This is a genomic window from Shewanella acanthi, assembly GCF_019457475.1.
In the GTDB taxonomy this organism is placed as follows: Bacteria; Pseudomonadota; Gammaproteobacteria; order Enterobacterales; family Shewanellaceae; genus Shewanella; species Shewanella acanthi.
On the sequence record NZ_CP080413.1, the window covers coordinates 1,889,046 to 1,910,240 of the forward strand.

Here is a 21,195-nt window from a genome sequence, read left to right on the forward strand (position 1 = left end):
GCGTTATCGATTCTATGTGTTTGATTTATAAGATTCAATAATCTTATTTAGTGTGATGATTTTTGCGGCTATTTCAGTTTTTCCCGTTGGCGAAATAGCATCCAGTTAAGTGCTTTCGCGGCGGCATTAAAGGTACTTAATTGCTGCCGATAATCCCTATCGTTAAGGTTTTGATATTTCAGCGCGACATAACTTTGGCTGAAGGCTGAAAATAACTGGCAAAATTGCGGCGCTTTAGCCTGATAATCCCGTTGCAATTGCTCGGCAAATTGACTTGGTCCCAAGTGTTCGCTGCGGTTAATGCCATAGCGGGGTAATTGCTGACAAATTTTTTGATAGCGAGCACTCAAAGGCTCCGTTTTTTTTCCTCGCTTGAAAAGGCCGACACTATAGGCAATGTAAAGCCCGATAAGACTAATGCAAATGCTCATAAAGACGGCGACCTTGGTTTTGGTGACCTCGCCCAAGATGCCACTTAAGAGGGTATTTTGCCGTTGATGATTAAAGCCTAACACCCATTGACTCCAATAGTAATCAAGGCTCGCAAAGCGATATCTCAGTTCATTCAGCCAGGGAATGGATTTTAGGCGCAAGGTGCTAAAGGGTCTGTCCAATAGGTAACTTTGCTCGGGGGAAAACTCGGCATCGAAGCCCTCATTGATCCGATTAGGGGCGATCATCGCCGTGGGGTCGTAACGTACCCAGCCACGGTTTTCAATCCAAACTTCGGCCCACGCATGGGCCATATACTGATAAATGCTTAAGTAATTGGCTTGGCTATTGAGTTCCCCGCCCTGATAGCCAGTGACCATACGTGCGGGTAAGCCGCTGGCCCGCGCCATAAAAATAAAGGCCGAGGCATAATGCACACAAAATCCCGCTTTGTTTTCAAATAAGAAGTCATCGATTTGCTGCGGCCCGAGTGGCGGAGGCGTCAAGGTATAAAAATAGGGTTCATGGTTGAAGTAGCGCATCATGGCGGCAAGGCGCTGCTGTGGCTCTGGGTATTGATGTGAAAACTCAAGCCCGAGTGCAAGGGTTCGGGGATTGCTATTGGGGGGAAGCTTAAGATTTTGTTGACGTTGTATTTCTGTGAGTGTAAGGTCCATGGTGGCCGTTGGCCAAGAGGTGGCGCGGTAACTCATGCGTTGATCGACATTTCTCAGGGCGTAGAGACGATAGTCAGGCAGATTGACCACATTGGGATCTTGGCTGTAGGCAACATCCAAACCGTATAGCCAGGGCTGGTGGCTGGGTTCGGCAATTACCTCATAACGATATACCTTGGGCTCAGTATCTGTTTGTTGGTTTGAGCCGCTAGGCGTAGAACGGGGCAGCAACTTTGATGGCTCAGGCCGTGTGGGTGAAAAGATAAACGCTTCGCGTTGGCGTTTTTTTATACCTGCTTCCTGGCTCCAAGTCTTACCATCGTAATCTTCAAGTACAATTGAGCGCCAATAACGCTCAGGCTGGGTAGGAATTTCCCTATCGAATGACACCCTAAAGGCCAGTTCAGTCGAGCGGGTTAATTTGCCAATGTCTCCAATTGCGACAGTATCTGAGAGCCCCGTTTTGGTTTCCTTCATATTAGGTACTAACCAAAGTGGGGCAAAACGCGGCAGCACGATAAAAAGCAGTAGGGCGAGGGGAACGCTTTGTAACAGTAATTTAGCCCCGATGAGGGTAGTATGCTGCCAGCGATGCCGGCTTTGGTACAAGGTCACCAATACGCAGGTATTGATTAAAGTCACTACCATTAAATGCAGAGTACTTAACATCGATTGATGGTCTATGAAGGTGAGGGCAATCAAAAAATAGCCGACAATCACCACGGCCCGCACATCCCTAAGGCTTCGCATTTCAATGTATTTTAAGGCGTACCCCAAAATCAGCAGGTTGATGAGTGCATTGAGTAGGCCGATTTCCGATGACACTAAGGCGAGGGTGATAGCAGCTCCTATCGCAAGGCTAGTCACCAAAAACCGTGGCGGTTTTGCGACTTTGCCAAAGTAAATGCCTATTCGCCAGACAAGGCAAATGGCACAGATCCCTAAGGTCCAAGGCGTGGTTTTATCAAATAAGGGGCTGAGCACTGCGACATTGGTGAAGAGTAACCACATCAGGGTTTGGCGACTGATATTATCCCCAGTTTGCGGGCTATTGAGGCCTTGGGATAGACAGGATGACTTCACCTTTGTCATTGACGAGTCTCCATTTTTAAATCGGTGTTCGTGCCCGTATTGAGTACGCCCTCAAACAGGGAAGATCCGCTATTTGTCCAGCGGGTTGTTGGTGCATCCTTTTCTGGATATAGCGCCAGCGCCCGTTGGCAGGCGATACGATGAGGATTGCCGATGGCGGGAGCAAGAATAATGTCGTCGCCTTTAATTGTGTTTAGCCACAATCCATAAATTTGATCCTGCTGACTTAATTTGTCCACCTGCCAGCTTAAATGACTTAGTTGCAGTTCTAATTGCTTGGGATCTGGGATTAACCTCAGCCAAATAGGCTCCCCTTGGGGCTGCTCAAATTCCTTGGTTAACATGCCGCGCCCTTGGGCCCATTGTTTCCAGGCCACCTGTTTAAGGGATTCCCCTAACACATGGGGTTTAAGCCCCTTAAATTCATCAATACCCGCAACGTACTTGCCCGCCCATAGCGGTGGTTCCTCATCGCCGGGTTCTTCAGCCGATTGCAGTTGCAACGGCGATTCGATAGGCCTAGCAAAGGCTAAATGTTCGGTGGCCAAATCCACATTTGACCAGGCGCGGCAGAGACCTAAGGGATAAAGCGACTCGATTGTGAGCCTACTAGGCCTAACCCAGCCGCGCTTATGTTGCACAAAGGGAACCAGTGCTTGAATTTCATCAGCACCGACGCGGTTAATCAAATAGGCAGTATTTTTTGGATATTTAAGCTGCACATTGTGACTCTTATGGGTAGAGCTTAGATCGACGGGAAAGGTGATGGTTTCCCCCGCGTAGACCTCGGGTGGCGTGACAGCGCGAAGCCTCAATCCTGCTAAATTTTTATAGCTGTAGAGGATGCAGGTATTAAACAGGCTTAATAGTAAAATACTTAAACCAATCACAAGGTTGTTTTGATAATTCGTTCCAAAAAGATAAAGCAGCAGCACTAGAGCAAGCCAGACGATCCCAAAGCCACTGGGAAAAATAAAAATGCTGCGATGGCTCAAGGTGATGTCGGTGCTTGGCGGTAATCGCCTTGCTAACCATTTTTGCCATAGGGGAGAGAACAGCGTTTTCACCTAATTTGGATCTCCGTATTGGGAGGCGATTACATGATGGGATTGACACTTGCCAGTATTCGCTCGGAAATGGCTTCACCCTGTAATTGGCTGCTGGTTCTGAGACGATGTTCCGCCACACTGCAAAACACGGCTTGCACATCCTCCGGCACTAAGTACTGCCGACCCTGTAAAAATGCCCACGCTTTTGCCGCCTGTAATAATGCCTTAGTTGCCCGTGGTGACAGCCCAATGGCCTCGGGTTGAGTGCGTGATTGCTTCACTAGCGCCAGAATATAATTGAGTAGCGCGTCTGATGCGTTGACATTATCGCACTGTGCTTGAAGTTGAGTGAGCGCCATAGGGGTCAAACATTGGGGCAAGTCATTTACATTGATGGTTTTATCGCCCTTCAGCATTAATAGCTCGGCATCGTGGCTGGGATAGCCAATCGAAATGCGCATCATAAAACGGTCAAGCTGTGATTCTGGTAAAGGAAAAGTCCCTGATTGATCCGTGGGGTTTTGAGTGGCAATCACAAAAAAGGGATTGGGCAATCGATGGGTGACACCATCGACTGAGATTTGTTGCTCTGCCATGGCCTCAAGCAAGGCGCTTTGGGTCTTGGGGCTCGCGCGGTTGATTTCATCTGCGAGCACCATCTGTTTGAAAATAGGGCCAGGGTGAAACACAAATTGCGTTTGATGTTTATCAAAAATACTCACCCCAAGAATATCTGCGGGTAACATATCGCTAGTAAATTGAATGCGTTGATAACTTAGGCCTAAACTCTGCGCCAGCGCATGGGAAATGCTGGTTTTACCCATGCCGGGTAAATCTTCAATCAGCAAGTGGCCCCTTGCCAGAATACAGGCTAGGGCTAAGCGGATTTGCCTTGGTTTCCCTAATAAAACTTGCTCCAGTTGGAGTAATAATTCATTTATCCCAGTCTGAACCACATGTGACTCCTGTAACCGTGATGGGTGATGCCTTATCACTGTGGCAGAATCCTCGGCGCTTAGCCAGCCTCTTTTTTACTTTCAAATTAATTACTGTGCTTGATATTAACCCTGATGCTTTAATCGATTAGATTGCGATTATGCGAAAATTCTAAGGCAAAAATTTGGCGTAGAAGGGTGTTTTATCGAATCAAGATGGGGAAAAAGAAAGGTGGCTAGATGCCACCTTTGTTTTAGTTCGGAGCCTGAGAACACTGAATGTGACGAGCGAATTAGTATTTAAAACTCAATTCGGCTTCATTAAATAACGGCTGGGGCTTTTGTTTCTGTGCCTCATAAATTAACCGATAACTTAATACTGCTTGCACATACTCACGGGTTTCTGTGAAGGGGATAGACTCGATAAAGCTTATCGCATCGAGTTTGCCCTCGGATTGCGATAACCAGCGACGAACTCTAGACGGACCAGCGTTATAGGCTGCGGTAGCCAGAATACGGTTTTGGTTAAAGTCTTTTAGCAGCTGTGAATAATAGGCACTGCCGAGATTAAGATTGAGCTCAGCATCATAGAGATCCTTAGGATCCCGATATGTTGCGCCGTACTTTTTCGCTGTCGCTTTGGCCGTTGTGGGCATAATTTGCATTAGGCCGCGAGCACCAACTCCTGAAGTGGCATAGCGAAAAAATGCACTCTCGCGGCGACTGATAGCGATAATCTCGTTGACGTTCACATTGTGTTTTTTACTGGCATGCTCAAAACCTTTGGTATGAGCTAAAGGGAATCGAAGCGGAATATCGTCCCATAATTTGCCCTGAATACTGGCTTCGACCCCGAAGTCATACCAGCCTTGATCGTGGGCAAAACGGCCATACCGTGCACGCATGTCATTATTACTGCGTTTAAGCAGGGCGACCCATTCATAGCGGGCATCAAAGTAGCGGTCTAAGGCCATTAATTCTTTTACCCGAACAAAGCCCAAATCGTCCTCGAGTTTTGGGCTTGCACTATTAACGACAGGCTCGGGGCTTTGATTGAGGGAAATGGGTTTATTCAAAAGCTGCGAGGCCGCAAAACCATAAAAGTCACGCTCATTACTGATGGTGGCTAACAATTGAGTTGATTTTTCTTGAGCTTGTTTCGCGCTGACCCTTGCTTGCCAAAACTGCCAACGTTCTTTTGCTTGGCTCTCTTGACTCAACAGAGGAAGATACCGCGCAAGTTGCTCAGTATCTTGTTCTCTTATTGCCCAGCGCAAACGACGTTCAATCATTTCGTCACTCTTCATCATAGGCAATCGTTGATCGGCAAAGGCTTTGTAATCATCGTTTTGCTCGATTAACACTCGGCGAACTAAAAATGTTTGCAGTATCTCATCTTGCGCTGGGGTGAAGCGTTTATTTTTGTGATACTGGGTATACAAATTAATTGCTTGATCTAAATCTTTGCGGGATAGGCTTTTTAGGCCTGCGAGTACGATATCTCCGACGATGGGGTTTTTATCTCTAAATTTCTCAGTATGACGCAGACTGTTTGGGTCCTTATAAACGGCGACCAAACGCTTAGCGTCGTTACTGTGGCTGGTCATTTTTTGGGATAAATAACTCAGTAAGCTAGATTCACCAGCATCGAAACTTAAAAGCATACGGGCCCAAATCACATCTTGGGTGCGTTTCCCGGCCTTAGTCCAGCTGTTGAATAGGGGATCACATTCCTTAGGGCGTGAGCCCCCATACACCCAGAGGGATTGGGCCGCAGTATAGGCTGTTTGGATTTCACCCTTCGCGAGTTTGGCTTCGTAAAAATAACATTGCAGACGCACGTCTGTCGGAACATCTTGTGCAATGGTTAAAAAATCATTCCAGCGTTTCTGCGCGCCAGCGTTGAGCAAATATTTTGCTCTTAAACGTTGATACATTGGGGTTGTTTTGTACTTGTCGATCATTAGCTTAGCCTGCTCACCTCGAAGGTCATTGAGCTTGCCAATATCGATATCATGATCGAGGTAAATTGCCAGCGGATAATTGCCTAATTTCGCCCTAAGGGGCTTATAGGTATCATAATCTTGTTTTTTCAATGCCTTTTCAGCATCGAGAAAGGTTTTTTGGGTTGAGGTTAAGGCGTATGCAGCAGAGGCACTGAATGCCCCAGCTAATAAAATTGCGCTAGATAACACCATCTTCATAAATGGCTTGCACATGCGAAAATTGCCTCCCGGCATCAGGGTTACAATCGACCTATCCCTGTCGATTAAGGCTACTGATAATCATTTAGGTAACGCGCTAGTGGTTAAGTTTAGTTGGCTTGGCGAGCGTTGCTATCCCCTATATCCGTTGAGCTTGAGCTTGAGCTATTGGCATAAAAGTCAGCCATGTCAGCCTCATCGAGGCTTTCGTTTAGCGCTTTATCCAGCAATATCTTATCGAGTTGTTTACTGGTATCAACCCCCAGTTGCTGCATTAAATGGGCTTGGCGGACTAAGTTGCCCTTGCCAGAAGATAATTTGTTCATGGCACTATTGTAGGTCTTCTCGGCATTTTCTAGTGCGCGGCCAAGTTTATCCATATCTTCAAGGTAACCGCAGAGTTTGTCGTAGATACGCCCCGCCTGTTTAGCAATCGTTTGGGCGTGCTGATTTTGATATTCGTAGCGCCAAATATTGTTAATGGTTCGCAGTGCCACCAGCAGATTCGTGGGGCTGACTAACATGATGTTTTGCTCGAGGGCGAAACTGACTAAACTCGGGTCGTGTTCGAGGGCGAGGAGGAACGCTGGTTCAATCGGGATAAACATCAGCACATAATCTAAGCTCTTAAGCCCATGCAAACGTTGGTAATCCTTTTGGCTTAAACCTCGAATGTGATTACGAATTGACAGCACATGTTCATTAATTGCTTGCTCACGTACTAAGGGGTCTTCGCTGTTGAAATAGCGCTCATAAGCAACAAGCGACATTTTGGCGTCGATAACCACATCTTTATTTTCTGGGAGGTGCACAATCACATCAGGCTTAAAGCGTTTACCCGAATCATCCTTTAAATCCTGCTGGGTATGGTATTCGTGTCCCTCACGGAGCCCACTCTCCTGCAGCACGCGATCTAAAATGACTTCGCCCCAGTTACCTTGTTGCTTATTATCGCCCTTGAGAGCTTTAGTCAGGTTGATGGCATCCTGACTCATCTTTAAGTTGAGCTCACGCAGGTGTTCTAGTTGGTGTTTTAGGGCACTGCGCTCAGACTGTTCGTGATTGTATGATTCACGGATTTGTTGTCTAAAACCTTCTAATTGTTGTTTTAAGGGTCCTAAAACGCCCTCGAGTTGGCTGCTGTTTTGATGCTTAAATTTCTCACTGCGTTCTTCAAAAATGCGGTTGGCGAGATTTTCGAATTGGGTATGCAGACGTTTTTCTGCATTTTCGAGGGTCTCGATTTTTTCTTGCAGCGCACTTTGCTGCGCCTCAGCCTTGGCTTGGATACTCTGCTGCATGGCATTGGATTTCGACAGTGCCAGTTGTAACTCTAATTGACGTCGTTGACTCTCGGTTAATTGTTGCTCAAGGTTAGGCACGCGTTCGGCAAGGGCATCAGCCTTACCAAGTTGCTCAATTTTTTGCTCCAAACGCTGTTGATATTGGCGAAGCTGAGCGTCCTTATCGTCAACTAAAATCTGCTGCTGGGCGAGGGAAAGCTCGGCATCCTCGTTTACTTGGCGCATTTCCTGTTCAAGTTCATCTTTAAACTGTTGCCAACGTCCACGGGTTAACCTTTGATTGAGTAGGGCGCCGATAAGCAGACTTAAAAGTGCAACGGCGACTAAGGTGACGATAGTAGCGGGGGAAAATGTAGGGGAAAATGGCATATCAGCTGCACTCCTTTAGCGATTATGGTTAGGGTCGCATGCTCCTAATAAGGCTTCAAGTGCTTTAAGCAACAATCTGTTAGGCTGTTCAGCTAAATGAACAACTCTTAGTCGTTGGATAAAGTTGTACACGATTGAAAGTTTTTTTTTAACGTGCGTGTCTATATCTGCACAGGCAATTTTTCATTGCGTTTTTCAACCAAGGAACGCCGTTTTTTCTTCGAGGTGACAATTGGCTAAACATTCACGTTTCACGCAAGGGATTTTAAAGCGCCCGCGGTGGCATATCAGCGAGCAACATAGCACGCCTGAGGCGGTATTTAAGGCGCGGCGACAAATCGTTAAAGCCCTTGGGCTGGGGGCAATTGGGGCAAGTATTCCAGGATATGTGCAGGCGGGACTGTTCGATCTCTTTGGGGAGCAACCCAAGCAGCGTTTTATTACCACCCCCTTAAGCTTTAGTGTGAATGCAGGCTTTGGTCAGAATGAGGTGCAAACCCCGCTTGATAAAGTGACAACCCATAATAATTTCTATGAATTTGGCACCAGCAAACAGGATCCTTTCGAAAACGCGCAAGGCTTCAAAACTTCCCCATGGCAAATACGAATTGAAGGGGAAGTCGAGCGACCCATGACTTTAGATATCAGCGAGTTGATTAAGCGCTTTCCCCTTGAGGAGCGAATCTACCGGCTGCGCTGTGTAGAGGCTTGGTCGATGGTCATTCCTTGGGTGGGATTTTCGCTGGCGGCATTACTCAAATCAGTGGGTGTGACCAGTAAGGGTAAATATGTGGCCTTTGAAACCGCTTTCGATCCTGAGCAGATGCCAGGACAACGAAATCGGCTAATGGGGGGAGGGATTCATTACCCCTATGTTGAGGGGCTGCGCATGGATGAAGCGATGAATGAGCTAACGCTGCTCTCGGTTGGCCTTTATGGTAAGACCTTACCGCCACAAAATGGTGCGCCACTTCGCCTTGTCGTGCCATGGAAGTACGGATTTAAGAGCATTAAATCCATAGTACGTATTCAAGTCATGGAAAAACAACCACCAACGAGTTGGAATCAACTCGCGCCACATGAATATGGTTTTTATGCCAATGTGAACCCCGCTGTTGATCATCCCCGTTGGTCACAGGCCAGTGAGCGACGAATCGGGGCAGGCGGATTATTCTCGGCGACAAGAATCGATACCCAACCCTTTAATGGCTATGGTGAATTTGTGGCATCGCTTTATGATGGCATGGATTTACGTCAGTATTATTAGGCACTTTTTGCCAGTTCGGGAGTCAATCGAAGGCCCGAGAAACATGACAGAAAATTAGGAACAAGATGTTGAGGTTAACGACAAAACACCTGTTTTGGTTAAAGTTGCTGTTCCATCTTATCGGACTGCTCCCGATAGCCTATTTAGTGTGGAGCGTGATGATGGGGCGCGCGGGTGGCGATCCTGTGCAGCACATTATCCACTTTACCGGGATAGGTGCGCTCAATGCGTTGGTGGCCACGCTGCTAATATCACCCGTGGCGAAAACATTTAAGCTTGGGTTGTTAATCCAAACTCGCCGATTGGTAGGGCTTTATGTGTTTGCGTATGCAAGTTTACATATCCTGGCATTTTTCAGTTTGGACTTACTGTTTGCTTGGCATTTGCTGTTAAGTGAAGTGATGAAACGACCTTATATTTTGGTGGGGGCAACCGCGTATGTTTTGCTTACGGCGCTCTCTATCACATCGTTAAAGTCAGTGATGCGTAAAATGGGACGACATTGGCAAACTTTGCATAATGGCGTGTATTTGATTGCGATTTTGGGACCTATTCATTTCTATTGGTCGGTTAAATCAGAAATCATTGAGCCGAGTCTCTATATCCTTGGCTTTTGTTTGTTACTGCTGTGGCGCGTGCCCACTTGGTATCGCAAGAAGAGGATACTGCCTAAGTCATTGGAAAAGGGTCAAGTGATTAAGCAGACTGCGATAACGCGTTCTGCCAATGAAGTGGTGAAAGGCTAGATTAACGAACAATTGTTTAAAAAAATGGCGTTTAAGTTGCTCTTAAACGCCATTTTTATAACTTATGAAGTATGAATCAAACTTAAGGAGTTAACCTAAACCCTGAGTTGCCGATTTCATTTGGATGAATTCAATTTTGTATCCGTCAGGATCTTCCACGAAGGCAATTTCAGTGGTGCCACCCGCGACAGGGCCTGGGGCACGAATCACTTTACCACCCGCAGCAGCAATGGCTTCGCAACGGGCATAAATATCTTCATCGCCAATGGCAAGATGGCCAAAACCTGTGCCTAAATCGTATTTCTCAGTGCCCCAATTATAGGTGAGTTCAACGACGGCTTGGCCAGTGGACTCTTCACCAAACCCAACGAAGGCGAGGGAATATTTGTATTCTGGGTTTTCAGAGGTGCGTAAAAGCTTCATGCCTAACACTTCGGTGTAAAAGGCAATACTGCGCTCTAAATTACCAACACGGATCATAGTGTGTAACAGTTGTGACATAGGGTATCTCGGTAAATAAGTTTCCGACCCAGTATAACAAACTATTGTTGGGATTTGGCACTTACAACATTGAAGATGATGACATGCCATTGTTTGCGCAGGCAGTTGCGGCTATGGCAACACTATCATGGGCTCGAGGCGCGGGCACTACCGATAAGTCTTACTTATCTTGCACAAAAGACTTAAATTCTTCCGAAATAGGGCCTCTGAAGCAGGTTAGTCAATGGGAGTCGCGGGTACTTTTCGATGTTAACTCGCGCAAAATCTAAAGAATTATTTGGTTGTTGCTCACAAAATTGACTAGAGAAAATAGGCATTCGTCTGTGCCGTTATCATAATGTAGCCACAACAGATTAGGAGAGTGAAATATGTCAACCGAACTCAAAATGGCTCTAGGTACTACCGTTGTTATCGCGTTATTTTTCAGTGCTTTTTTCGTATCTATTTTCTAGTTTTTCCCTTCTTAATTAGCACTCAAGGTGAACTGTTCGGACAGTAACCCCTGAGTGTTATCCTCCTTTGCTTATTTTTACTCATACTTAAAATCCTCCCTCATTCTTGGATTTTTATCTCTGATAAGACATGCGTTCTTCGATCTTTATTGCTTAACATGTTAGTGAAAATGGCAGAGTAACCAGTTCGATGTTGTGGAATTTTCGGCTAGTTGGTTTTGCGATTAGTCTAAAGTCTTCACTATGGAATATGTTGAAATTAGGTGTGGCCTTTATTTGATGAAGTGCTTTTGGACTAGAGTTTAGGCAATTAAAAATTAGTAACTTTGACATCGTCAAAAATCTAAATTTTTGGGTTTAATTCAAGTTCATTCTGAAAATTAGTTGGCGAAAACTTATCAATGATTAAATTGATTTCGATTAATTTGTTATATTTGAGCAGTTAATGGTTAAGTAGTCAATTAAACAACATTTATGCAATAATGGATATTTTTTTGACTGTATCAGTATTGAGTTTGCAGTTAAAATTTTGACGCTTTTATTTTTTATTTTATTAAAAATAAACTTGATAAAACAAGAGTGGTACACTATCTATTTAATTGGTCAAAAATAGATTGCAGCTGACCGCTTGAGAGTTGATTGTTCAAAGTGGTTTGTTTGATACTGCGCTTTTAGGTTCGAAAAGACCATTAACGGGTTTTAATTGATGCATGCAGCATAAGCACTGAATATAAATTATCAAAATTTTAATAAATTAAAGATCGATTGCCTAAATTAGATGTGGGGGTAATGGTTTTTTAAAATCATAATGAATAACGTTATTTTATATTCTTAATCATAAGATTTATTCGATTTTTTATTTTAAATATAGATTGTGAATGCATTTTAGTAAGCTGGTTCATGGTTATTATTAGGTTTTTATTTTTATTGTTTTTTAATTCCTTTTAAACTCTTATGGATTTATAATTGCAGGATAAATTGATTAATCCATCAAGATAATTAACTAATACAAAGCACGTTAATAATAAATTGATGCGTCCATGTCAATTTTGGTCAAGGACGCATTTTTAGGAATTTTAATTATGGAGAAACCATTATAGGACTGATGAGTCTGTCGATTCTGAATATTAATGATCTTGTGGTGTTCTTATTGATATAACGTCTTAATTTTTAACGTCCTAATTTAGTCAAGTTGTTAAGTATGTCATCTTAGGTGTACTTGCTAACTGAATAATGGCGTTTAGCAATAACAGTGTATTTCATGCGGTATCTGTCAATTAATTTGCAATCGAGTTAGCAACAGCCTAACGAATCATGTTGCACCGTTCGCTGACAGTAAAGCCAATCTTTGCGCACTGACTTAGTGCTGTTATTACACCTCAAGACAAACAAGTTACGACTTGAATTGCTCATGTCGAGTAATTCATTAACCCCGTAACAAAAGGAAAATAAGTTATGAAAAAGTCAATTCTTGTTGGCGTAATAAGTTCAGTGATAGCAACCGGCGCATGGGCAGGTGCGCCGGGCGCAAATACCCATGGTAGTACCACGATTTCAGTATCGGAGAATCTGGATGATGCAAAGCTGTGTATGACGTCAGCGCCTGCGAGTGATTCTGATACAGCTAGTTCCGATTCTGCCCATGCGTGGGCTTTTGCTGAGTCTTTGGCAGAGTCTTATATCAATGTTGGTTATAGTGGAGATGTATACGTTGATTTGACAAGGCACGGTAATAATGGCGCGGTTCATCAGGTTGAGTTAACTGCAGGCATGGGAAGTGGGACGATATTTGCTCAAGTTGCCAAGGCAGGGGCAGAGGTGAATGTCGATGCACAGGCGACTACCAGCGAAGAAGTCCAAGCTACTGCGATGATGATAGCGCAAGCTGTAGCAACCTTGTTTGTTGGGCCGAATTGGGAAATTAATGTACTCGATCTGGTCGACATTACCATTAAGATTGGTGCCGAAGCGAAAATCGAAGCCATCGCTTCCGTTGAAGGGACTGCTCAAAGTATCGCCGAGTCTGATGCGCAAGCTGCCGCCGAAGGACAAAGTGATGCCCAATCCACAGCAGCAGGTGCTATGGGGGGAGTTAACGGTTCACATTTCTATGTCCAAGGAGCCAATATCGAGCAATTTGAAACCCATCTTGCAACAGCTAGCGCTGCTATCGTTGATGTTCAAACCGAAGTATTAGCTAAAGTGTATGCGGATGCGTTTGCAACTTCATTGGTCTATGCGCTGGCTGAGGCTTCCGGTGATGCGATGTCTTCTGGGCAATTAACTTTCGAGTATGATTTGCCTATTATCGGTTCAGGTTCTTTGCCCATAGTGACCGACATCGATACTGCGTCGGCTGCGGCTCAGATGATAAAGGGGGCATCTGCTGACATCGGCGCATTTGCCACCGCGAGCGCCACGGCTGCGGCAGGCACATTTGCCAGTAGTAGCTTAGCAATGGGCATGACCGTCACGTATGAAAACCTTCCAGGAACGGAAGATTTTCTTGAAATCACCAAAACGGGCAATCTTGAGTTGGATTGTGCTTATGTGAGTGCTAATGCTGAAGCTCAGGCTGATGCATCTATGGAATAGTGTTGTAATCCTCGTGTGTTAGATTACCACTGTGAAAGCCTTCTATTGATGTGGTCCGATATTTTCCGAGTGGTTGTTTTAGTTGGCTTTCTACTTATTTGCATTGCCATATTTCTTCAAAAAGAAATTAGTTTGATATTTAAATATTTTGAAAATCAAACTAAAATAATCCGCAGTCTCTACAAGGTGTATCACGCCAGCTAACTGCAGGATAAAACAATGAAAATGGCATCAACTAATGGGCAACAAGTGCAAGATGCAGGTCTTGGGCATTCAATCAGCCAATGGCAACATTCCCATAGTTTCTCGAGTCAAAATAGTGAGGGTGAAAAAAACACTCGCTACGTACTGTATCTCACCGTTTTTACCATGATTGCCGAAATTGCTGCGGGGACCATTTATGGTTCTATGGCACTGCTGGCCGATGGCTGGCACATGGGCACCCATGCCGCGGCTTTTATGATTACTTTGTTTGCCTATCGCTATGCCCGTAAGCATGCTAACGATCCCGCCTTTGCCTTTGGTACGGGAAAAGTAAGTGTGCTTGGCGGTTACACCAGTGCGATTGCCTTAGGTTTAGTTGCGTTGGTGATGTTAGTGGAATCGGGAATGCGGTTAATTAGCCAGCAGGAAATCCACTTCAACGAAGCCATTTTTGTGGCGCTGATTGGTCTAACCGTTAACGTGGTCAGCGTGTTCCTTTTGAAAGATCACCATTCACATGACCATGGCCATTCGCACGGCTTCGGCCACAGTCATTCACATGATCATGATGAACACGATCATCAGCATTGCGACCATAGCCACTCCCATTATGCTGCTGACCATGACCATGACCATGACCATGACCATGACCATGACCATGACCATGACCATGACCATGACCATGACCATGACCACAGCCACTCACATGGCCATTCCCATGGACATGACCATAACCTCCGTGCGGCCTATTTTCACGTGATGGCCGATGCTTTAACCTCTGTGCTTGCCATCGCCGCGCTACTGTTCGGGAAGTACATGGGCTTAACTTGGCTCGATCCGATTATGGGGATTGTCGGTGCCATTATTATCAGTCGTTGGGCCTGGGGATTGATGAAGCAGACGGGGCCGATTCTGCTCGATGGCGGTGTTAACCCGTCACTGCAACGCAAAGTCAAAAAAGCGATTGAAGCTGTGCCGGATCATCAAGTGGCCGATTTACATATTTGGCGCGTGAGTGCCGATCACCATGCGATGATGGTTTCGATTGTGTCTCACCAACCCAAAGAGGCGAGCTACTTTAACCAGTTACTGGCCAAATTCCCTGAGCTTTCCCATATTACGGTGGAGCTGCATACCTGCCGCCAGAGCGAGTGTTTAACCAAGGACGCACATGTTGTTAAGGGTGCACAATGAGTGCGGCCAATCGTGGTAATGCCGCGGAAGTCCTACGTCAGCCTGAACCATTAAATGAGGGCGGGGCAGACATGTCGCACATTCATGCAGAAGACCAAGCAAAGAATCAATCACTTGATCATGCCATAAATCATGTGATTATCGAGTTCTATGAAAAGCTGACTTCCTGGGAGCATGCGATAGTACGCGATCAGGGTTTTAGTTTGTCACAGGTGCATACTATCGAGCTTTTAGGTGTACATGGCCCCATGCGGATGAAGGAACTCGCGGATAAAATTGGTGTCACTACCGGCACCTTAACGGTACAAATCGATAAGATGGTCGATGCACAGTGGGTGTATCGTTTACCACATGAATCTGATCGACGCTCGATTCTGGTGGCATTAACGGAGAAAGGCCAGGCATTGTACCTTGAACATGACGCACTGCATTTGCAACTGACCATGGACTTAACCGCGCAGATGACAAGCGAGGATCGCAAAATGCTACTCGATCTGTTTACCAGAATGAATAAGGCTTTTTAGCCCTAGCTGCGACCGAGCAACACACAAAAAATGTCACTGCGAAGATAGATAAAAGCGCCCTGAGGGGGCGCTTTTTTATTGGTAAATTCTACCAAGTCGGCCGAAGTCATTCATTACGCACTAGGTTTTTTCTTCACATTTGTTTAATTACTTAGGATTAGACTTTGGCAGAAACTTTACCCAAGGGATTGAACTGGCTCGAAATTAGGGTAATGTTGTTCAATTACCAAGGAAAGCTCAAAAAGGAATCCCATGAAGCGCACTTTTCTTCCATTGTGTATCGCTGGAGCACTCTCTATGGCAGGCCCGCTACAGGCCCAAGAAGATAAATACCTATATCTTGAGGATGTTGAGGGCGAAGTGCCTATGGCCTGGGTCAAGGAACAAAATGCTGTCTCTAAGGCGGAAATTAAATCCTACAAGGGCTTCGATTCCCTCGTCAGCAATAGTCTTGCCGTGCTCAACGATAAAGAACGTATTCCCTACGCGACCCACATCGGCAATAAACTCTATAACTTCTGGAAGGACGAAACCCATACCCGCGGTATATACCGCCGCACGACCATGGAGGAATATACCAAGGCTGAACCTAACTGGGAAACCGTGCTGGATATTGACGCGCTCGGCAAAAAAGAGTCGGTAAATTGGGTATTTAAGGGCATGGATTGCCAATATCCACAGAATGAGCGCTGTCTAGTGTCACTGTCCCGTGGCGGCGCCGATGCCGTTGAAGTGCGTGAGTTTGATTTAACGACAAATGACTTTGTACCTACAAAACAACAGGCATTTTTCCTGAAAGAAGCCAAATCAAGCTTAAGTTGGATTGATAAAGACCAGCTATTTGTGGGAACCGATTTTGGTGATGGGAACAGCATGACAGACTCGGGCTATCCCCGAGTGGTGAAATTATGGCAACGTGGCACGCCACTCAATGAGGCTAAAACCATTTACAGTGGTGATAAAACCTCAGTAGCGGTTCAGGGCTGGGTGCTTTTTGATGATAAAACCCCGCTCAGCTTAGTGACCGAGGCCCACACCTTTTTCACCTCGAGCCATTATGTTTATCTGAATGACAAACTGACTAAATTACCCATACCAGAAGATGCTGAAATTAAAGGGTATTTTAAGGGTAATTTGTTTGTTGAACTGAAAAGTGCATTAACATCTGAGGCTGGTAATTTTAATCAAGGGGCGATTGTTTATGCACCGGTAGATGATTTAATCGCCCAAAAAGTGGATTTCAAGGTGTTCGTTAGCCCGACACCCAGCGCCTCAATCAGCCAGGTAAGCTTTACTAAGAGCGCGGTGTTTGTAAATTGGCTCGATAACGTTAAAGGTAAATTAGTGCGTTATCAGCAGGATGCTAAGGGTGAATGGCAACACACTCCTGTGCCGTTTGACGCTAATGGCGCCTTGTCGGTGGTAGATAGCGGTCAGGATAGCGATGATCTGTTTGTGAATTACACCAGTTTCCTTGAGCCGCCAAGCCTCTACTCGGTCAACAGTCAACGCTTAACACCGAGCAAAATTAAGGGCATGCCACAGCGCTTTGCGGCGGATAAGTTCACCACAGAGCAGTATTTTGCGACCTCTAAGGATGGTACTAAAGTGCCTTACTTTGTGGTGAAGGCAAAAGACCTGAAGTTAAATGGTAGCAATCCTACGTTACTCTCCGCTTACGGTGGCTTTGAGGTGTCAAGAACGCCATCGTATTCTGCCATCATTGGTAAAAACTGGTTAGAGCAGGGCGGTGTATATGTGCTGGCTAATATTCGTGGTGGTGGGGAATATGGCCCTGCGTGGCATCAGGCGGCGATTAAGGAAAATCGTCACAAGGCCTTCGAGGATTTCGAAGCCATTGCAGAGGATTTGATCGCCCGTAAAATTACCTCCAGTCAACATTTAGGCATTCAAGGTGGCAGTAACGGTGGTCTGCTAATGGGCGCAGCCTTTACCCGTAGACCGGATCTCTACCATGCCGTGGTGTGCCAAGTGCCATTATTAGATATGTATCGTTATAACAAATTATTGGCTGGTGCGAGCTGGATGGGTGAATACGGTAATCCAGATATTCCTGCTGAATGGGATTACATTAAAACCTATTCGCCTTACCATAATCTGCACAAAGATGTGAAATATCCTAAGGTGTTTTTTACCACCTCGACCCGTGATGACAGGGTGCATCCAGGGCACGCCCGTAAGATGGTGGCTAAGATGAAGGAGATGGGGACCGATGTGCTGTATTACGAAAATATCGAGGGCGGACACGCCGGCGCTGCAGATAATCAACAGGCTGCGGAACTAAATTCGATGACGTTTGCCTACTTATTACAGCAGCTAAAAAAATGATCAAACAATGGCGATAACGGGGAACTGTTAACGCCAATAACGAGCAAATCCCTATAGGTTGGGGAGCAAAACGGTCGAATTCATAGTGATTCGGCCGTTTTTTTATTGCTCAACCAAAGTGTTATTGTTAATAAATTGTTTAGTTTGGTGCTGCATACTGTTAAAGTTGGTGGATTCAAGCATAAGATTATCTTAAGAAAAATACGCTAACTTCGATTTACTTTTGATTTGAGAGACAGTAACCCGTGTTAAAGAGATTTAAAACGCTTACCCTTAATCGCTTCAGTTTCATCATCGCCTTATTCTATGCCTGCGTTTTCAATGTCCCACTTTTTAATGTCATCAAGCACGGTATTGATAAGCAGCCCGATGTGGATCCTCTGTTTATTGCCTCAATGCCATTGTTTTTAACCTTGGCTTTGAGCTTTGTATTTTCATTGTTTACGGTGAAATACTTGGTTAAACCTTTCTTTATTTTACTGACGCTGTTGTCATCGAGTGTGTTCTTTGCCGCGCTGAAATATAACGTCGTCTTTGACTACGGCATGATTGAGAATACTTTCCAGACTAATGCAGCCGAAGCCATGATGTATGTGAATTGGGCATCGATACTGAATATGCTGTTGACGGGTTTACTGCCTGCCTACTTGATTTATAAGGCAGATATTCAATATCAACCTTTTCTTAAGGAACTGCTGCACAAGATAGTGTTTATGTTAGCGATGTTGGCAGGTCTAGGGTTGATAGCCTTCGTTTATTTTCAAGACTACGCCGCCTTTGGTCGCAACAATACGCAAATTAAGCGTTATATCGTGCCCACCTATTTTGTGGGAGCGGCGGCTAAGTACATTAATAACCAGTACCTGCAAAAGCCGCTTGAGTATCAGAATCTTGGGCTCGACGCCAAGGATGTGAGTCCAAATGCAAATAGTAAACCCAATCTATTGGTGTTAGTGGTTGGCGAAACCGCTCGTTCGATGAACGTTGAATATTATGGCTACGATAGACCGACTAACGCCCATACCAAGGGCATGGGGCTGATTGCGTTCATGGATACCCGTTCCTGTGGCAGTGCGACGGCAGTGTCCTTACCTTGTATGTTTTCCCGCATGGGGCGTGAAGATTATGATGCCCGCCGAGCCTATGCCCAAGACACGGCTATCGACGTTCTTAATCATGCGGGGATTAAGGTGAAATGGTTAGACAATGACTCTGGCTGTAAAGGCGTTTGCGATCAAGTTGATAACATCACCATTGATTTACACAGTGATCCTAAATTGTGTACGGGTGAATACTGTTACGACCAAGTCCTGCTAAATCAACTCGACAATGAACTTGCTAATGCTCAATCCAAAAACACTGTGATAGTGCTGCACATTATTGGCAGTCACGGTCCGACCTACTATTTGCGATATCCGCTAGAGCATAGGCACTTCGTTCCCGATTGTCCCCGTAGCGATATTCAAAACTGCAGCGCCGAAGAGTTAATGAATACCTATGATAATACCATTCTTTACACGGACTATATTCTGAGTGAGGTGGTCAATAAGCTTAAAAACCAACAGGATAAATTCGATACCGCCATGCTGTACCTGTCGGATCACGGCGAATCCTTGGGTGAAAAGGGGATGTACCTGCACGGTGCGCCTTACAGTATCGCGCCAATCGAGCAGATCAGTGTGCCAATGTTAGCTTGGGTGTCAGAGGATTTTAGCCACGATAATCACTTGGATATGGCCTGTCTAGCAGATGAGGCCAGCAAAGGTGGATTCTCCCACGATAATCTGTTCGATAGTCTACTGGGCTTAATGAATGTGCAAACCCAGGATTATCAGCAGCCGCTAGATATCTTTGCCCGCTGCCGTCGATAGAGTTTCACTCTGGGTGAACAAAAGGGATGCTGGCATCCCTTTTGTGATCTAGCACCTAAAGAATAATGATTTTGCCCCATACCCAAATGAATCCACTTAGGGTAATTTATTGATACAAAATAATAACAACTCACGGGTGCGCGATTTATGATTGCTGCTACAGAAAATAAAGAGCTGGATTTTGCGGCGCAGATTTTGCGCTTGGCGGTGCCACAAATGTCTGCCCTTGGTATTCCGGTGACGCCGGAAAATTACACCGTGTGGTATGAATATTTTGCCAAGAGCAACCTTGATCTTAACCGAGCTATCGATGGTTTTCTGACTAACAATGTTGCCTTTACTAAGGAAGTGAATACCAGTCTGTATAAAAATTTTATCCAAGAGAAAACCCCTGAAATCATTGAGAATGTTCACTTAGAAACGCAAATCTTAATTAACTCCCTGATCAGCAAGATTGCCCAAATTAATCATGGGACGGCGTCTTTCTCGGCGAGTTTGGTTGATTTTGGCCACCAATTGCAGGGCGCTTCCGATGTGACGACACTAACCCTGTTAGTCGATGGGGTAGTGGATGAAATGCAAAATCTGCTCAGTAATAACCAGACCATGGAAGACAGTCTCAATGCCATGGGGCAAGAGGTACGAAACCTTAAGTCAGAACTTGAGAATCTCAGTATGGCGGCACTGACCGATCAGCTTACCTCCTTGCACAACCGCCGTGCCTATGAGATGGCGATTCAAGATCATATCCATCGCGCTCAGGAGCAGCAGAGTCGCTGTAGTTTATTGTTAATCGATATCGACAGGTTCAAACAATTCAACGATACCTATGGTCATCAGGTAGGGGACAAAGTGTTGGCCTATGTGGCATTAGCTCTAAGGCAAAGTGTTAGAGGCGATGACTTTGTTGCCCGTTATGGCGGTGAAGAATTTGTGGTGCTCTTACCTAATACGCATTTTCACCATGCACTGCAAGTCGCTGAGAATTTACGCGAGCGGGTGTCGGAACGTCGGTTAACGGTTGGCAAAGACCGGAAACAATCCTTAGGGGCAATCACAGTGTCGATTGGCCTAGCATCCCTGCAGGAAGGAGATGATGCTGAAACCCTTTTTAATCGTGCAGATAAGGCCCTTTATGAAGCCAAATCAGACGGTCGAAACTGTGTAAGGGGTTAATTTTTAGCCAAAAGGCTAAATACACGATAATCCAATTCGAAAGGACTTTTCTCTTAGTTTAAATTGGGCGGGCATTTTGCTTAACGTAGCATTTAGCACAGTGCTACTAAGATCTTAGATGTGCCATATAACTCACTCAAAAATGAGGGCGCCATTATCTATTTAACCCTGATTTATTCTTTCACTATCTATTTATCTCTTTTTCTATTCGCTTGTCCTTACTAGGTCATGATGTTGATTGAATGATTTAGTCA

At 45.2% G+C, this 21,195-nt stretch carries 14 protein-coding genes; 8 read left to right on the forward strand and 6 right to left on the reverse strand.

Translation table 11 applies throughout. The annotated features are described in order from the left end of the window. Positions 1-68: 68 nt before the first annotated feature. From K0H61_RS08310 to rmuC, 5 genes are all read right to left on the reverse strand, one after another. Positions 69-2,201: a transglutaminase TgpA family protein gene (locus K0H61_RS08310; RefSeq protein ID WP_220052211.1), complete on the reverse strand. Its 2,133-nt coding sequence runs from the start codon at positions 2,199-2,201 to the stop codon at positions 69-71. After that, entirely contained in the window at positions 2,198-3,268 is a 1,071-nt protein-coding gene (locus tag K0H61_RS08315; protein ID WP_220052212.1) for a DUF58 domain-containing protein, read from the reverse strand. Before K0H61_RS08315 ends, K0H61_RS08310 begins: the two co-directional genes overlap by 4 nt. Before the next feature lie 29 nt (positions 3,269-3,297). Further along, positions 3,298-4,206 (reverse strand): AAA family ATPase, encoded by a 909-nt coding sequence (locus K0H61_RS08320; protein ID WP_220052213.1) that lies wholly within the window; start codon positions 4,204-4,206, stop codon positions 3,298-3,300. 272 nt (positions 4,207-4,478) lie between these two features. Continuing rightward, complete coding sequence (locus K0H61_RS08325) at positions 4,479-6,404, reverse strand: transglycosylase SLT domain-containing protein (protein ID WP_220052214.1); 1,926 nt, start codon at positions 6,402-6,404, stop codon at positions 4,479-4,481. Positions 6,405-6,499: 95 nt separating this feature from the next. Continuing rightward, positions 6,500-8,062 carry a DNA recombination protein RmuC gene (rmuC, locus tag K0H61_RS08330; protein WP_220052215.1) on the reverse strand — a complete coding sequence of 521 codons (1,563 nt, stop codon included), beginning with the start codon at positions 8,060-8,062 and terminating at the stop codon, positions 6,500-6,502. 232 nt (positions 8,063-8,294) lie between these two features. On the opposite strand from rmuC, the gene msrP reads away from it, so the two are divergent. Beyond that, positions 8,295-9,329, forward strand: a complete 1,035-nt coding sequence (gene msrP, locus K0H61_RS08335; protein WP_220052216.1) for a protein-methionine-sulfoxide reductase catalytic subunit MsrP — start codon at positions 8,295-8,297, stop codon at positions 9,327-9,329. Positions 9,330-9,394: 65 nt separating this feature from the next. Next, positions 9,395-10,075: a protein-methionine-sulfoxide reductase heme-binding subunit MsrQ gene (gene msrQ, locus K0H61_RS08340; protein ID WP_220052217.1), complete on the forward strand. Its 681-nt coding sequence runs from the start codon at positions 9,395-9,397 to the stop codon at positions 10,073-10,075. Between the two features lie 90 nt (positions 10,076-10,165). Here the strand turns inward: msrQ and gloA are convergent, their stop codons facing one another. After that, a complete protein-coding gene (gene gloA, locus K0H61_RS08345) occupies positions 10,166-10,576 on the reverse strand; it encodes a lactoylglutathione lyase (RefSeq protein WP_220052218.1) in 411 nt (136 codons plus the stop codon). A gap of 1,907 nt (positions 10,577-12,483) precedes the next feature. Between gloA and K0H61_RS08350 the strand changes: the two genes are divergently transcribed. The 6 genes from K0H61_RS08350 (at position 12,484) to K0H61_RS08375 (ending at position 20,941) form a co-directional block, all read left to right on the forward strand. Continuing rightward, positions 12,484-13,623 (forward strand): hypothetical protein, encoded by a 1,140-nt coding sequence (locus tag K0H61_RS08350; RefSeq protein ID WP_220052219.1) that lies wholly within the window; start codon positions 12,484-12,486, stop codon positions 13,621-13,623. A gap of 219 nt (positions 13,624-13,842) precedes the next feature. Then, the gene (locus tag K0H61_RS08355; protein WP_220052220.1) at positions 13,843-15,021 is read left to right on the forward strand and encodes a cation diffusion facilitator family transporter; all 1,179 of its coding nucleotides are present in this window, start codon (positions 13,843-13,845) and stop codon (positions 15,019-15,021) included. A 71-nt stretch (positions 15,022-15,092) separates the two neighbouring features. Continuing rightward, positions 15,093-15,545, forward strand: coding sequence for a MarR family winged helix-turn-helix transcriptional regulator (locus K0H61_RS08360; protein WP_220052587.1), 453 nt, complete (start codon positions 15,093-15,095; stop codon positions 15,543-15,545). A 252-nt stretch (positions 15,546-15,797) separates the two neighbouring features. Next, positions 15,798-17,894: a prolyl oligopeptidase family serine peptidase gene (locus K0H61_RS08365; protein WP_220052221.1), complete on the forward strand. Its 2,097-nt coding sequence runs from the start codon at positions 15,798-15,800 to the stop codon at positions 17,892-17,894. A 245-nt stretch (positions 17,895-18,139) separates the two neighbouring features. Beyond that, positions 18,140-19,765 carry a phosphoethanolamine transferase gene (locus tag K0H61_RS08370; protein ID WP_220052222.1) on the forward strand — a complete coding sequence of 542 codons (1,626 nt, stop codon included), beginning with the start codon at positions 18,140-18,142 and terminating at the stop codon, positions 19,763-19,765. A gap of 147 nt (positions 19,766-19,912) precedes the next feature. Then, the gene (locus K0H61_RS08375; RefSeq protein ID WP_220052223.1) at positions 19,913-20,941 is read left to right on the forward strand and encodes a GGDEF domain-containing protein; all 1,029 of its coding nucleotides are present in this window, start codon (positions 19,913-19,915) and stop codon (positions 20,939-20,941) included. Positions 20,942-21,195: the final 254 nt, after the last annotated feature.

Coding starts and splice junctions, on each gene's coding strand:
- gloA (WP_220052218.1), bottom strand. CDS start 10,576: ATGTCACAACTGTTACACACTATGATCCGTGTTGGTAATTTAGAGCGC.
- K0H61_RS08350 (WP_220052219.1), top strand. CDS start 12,484: ATGAAAAAGTCAATTCTTGTTGGCGTAATAAGTTCAGTGATAGCAACC.
- K0H61_RS08325 (WP_220052214.1), bottom strand. CDS start 6,404: ATGTGCAAGCCATTTATGAAGATGGTGTTATCTAGCGCAATTTTATTA.
- K0H61_RS08365 (WP_220052221.1), top strand. CDS start 15,798: ATGAAGCGCACTTTTCTTCCATTGTGTATCGCTGGAGCACTCTCTATG.
- rmuC (WP_220052215.1), bottom strand. CDS start 8,062: ATGCCATTTTCCCCTACATTTTCCCCCGCTACTATCGTCACCTTAGTC.
- K0H61_RS08310 (WP_220052211.1), bottom strand. CDS start 2,201: ATGACAAAGGTGAAGTCATCCTGTCTATCCCAAGGCCTCAATAGCCCG.
- K0H61_RS08375 (WP_220052223.1), top strand. CDS start 19,913: ATGATTGCTGCTACAGAAAATAAAGAGCTGGATTTTGCGGCGCAGATT.
- K0H61_RS08360 (WP_220052587.1), top strand. CDS start 15,093: ATGTCGCACATTCATGCAGAAGACCAAGCAAAGAATCAATCACTTGAT.
- K0H61_RS08355 (WP_220052220.1), top strand. CDS start 13,843: ATGAAAATGGCATCAACTAATGGGCAACAAGTGCAAGATGCAGGTCTT.
- msrQ (WP_220052217.1), top strand. CDS start 9,395: ATGTTGAGGTTAACGACAAAACACCTGTTTTGGTTAAAGTTGCTGTTC.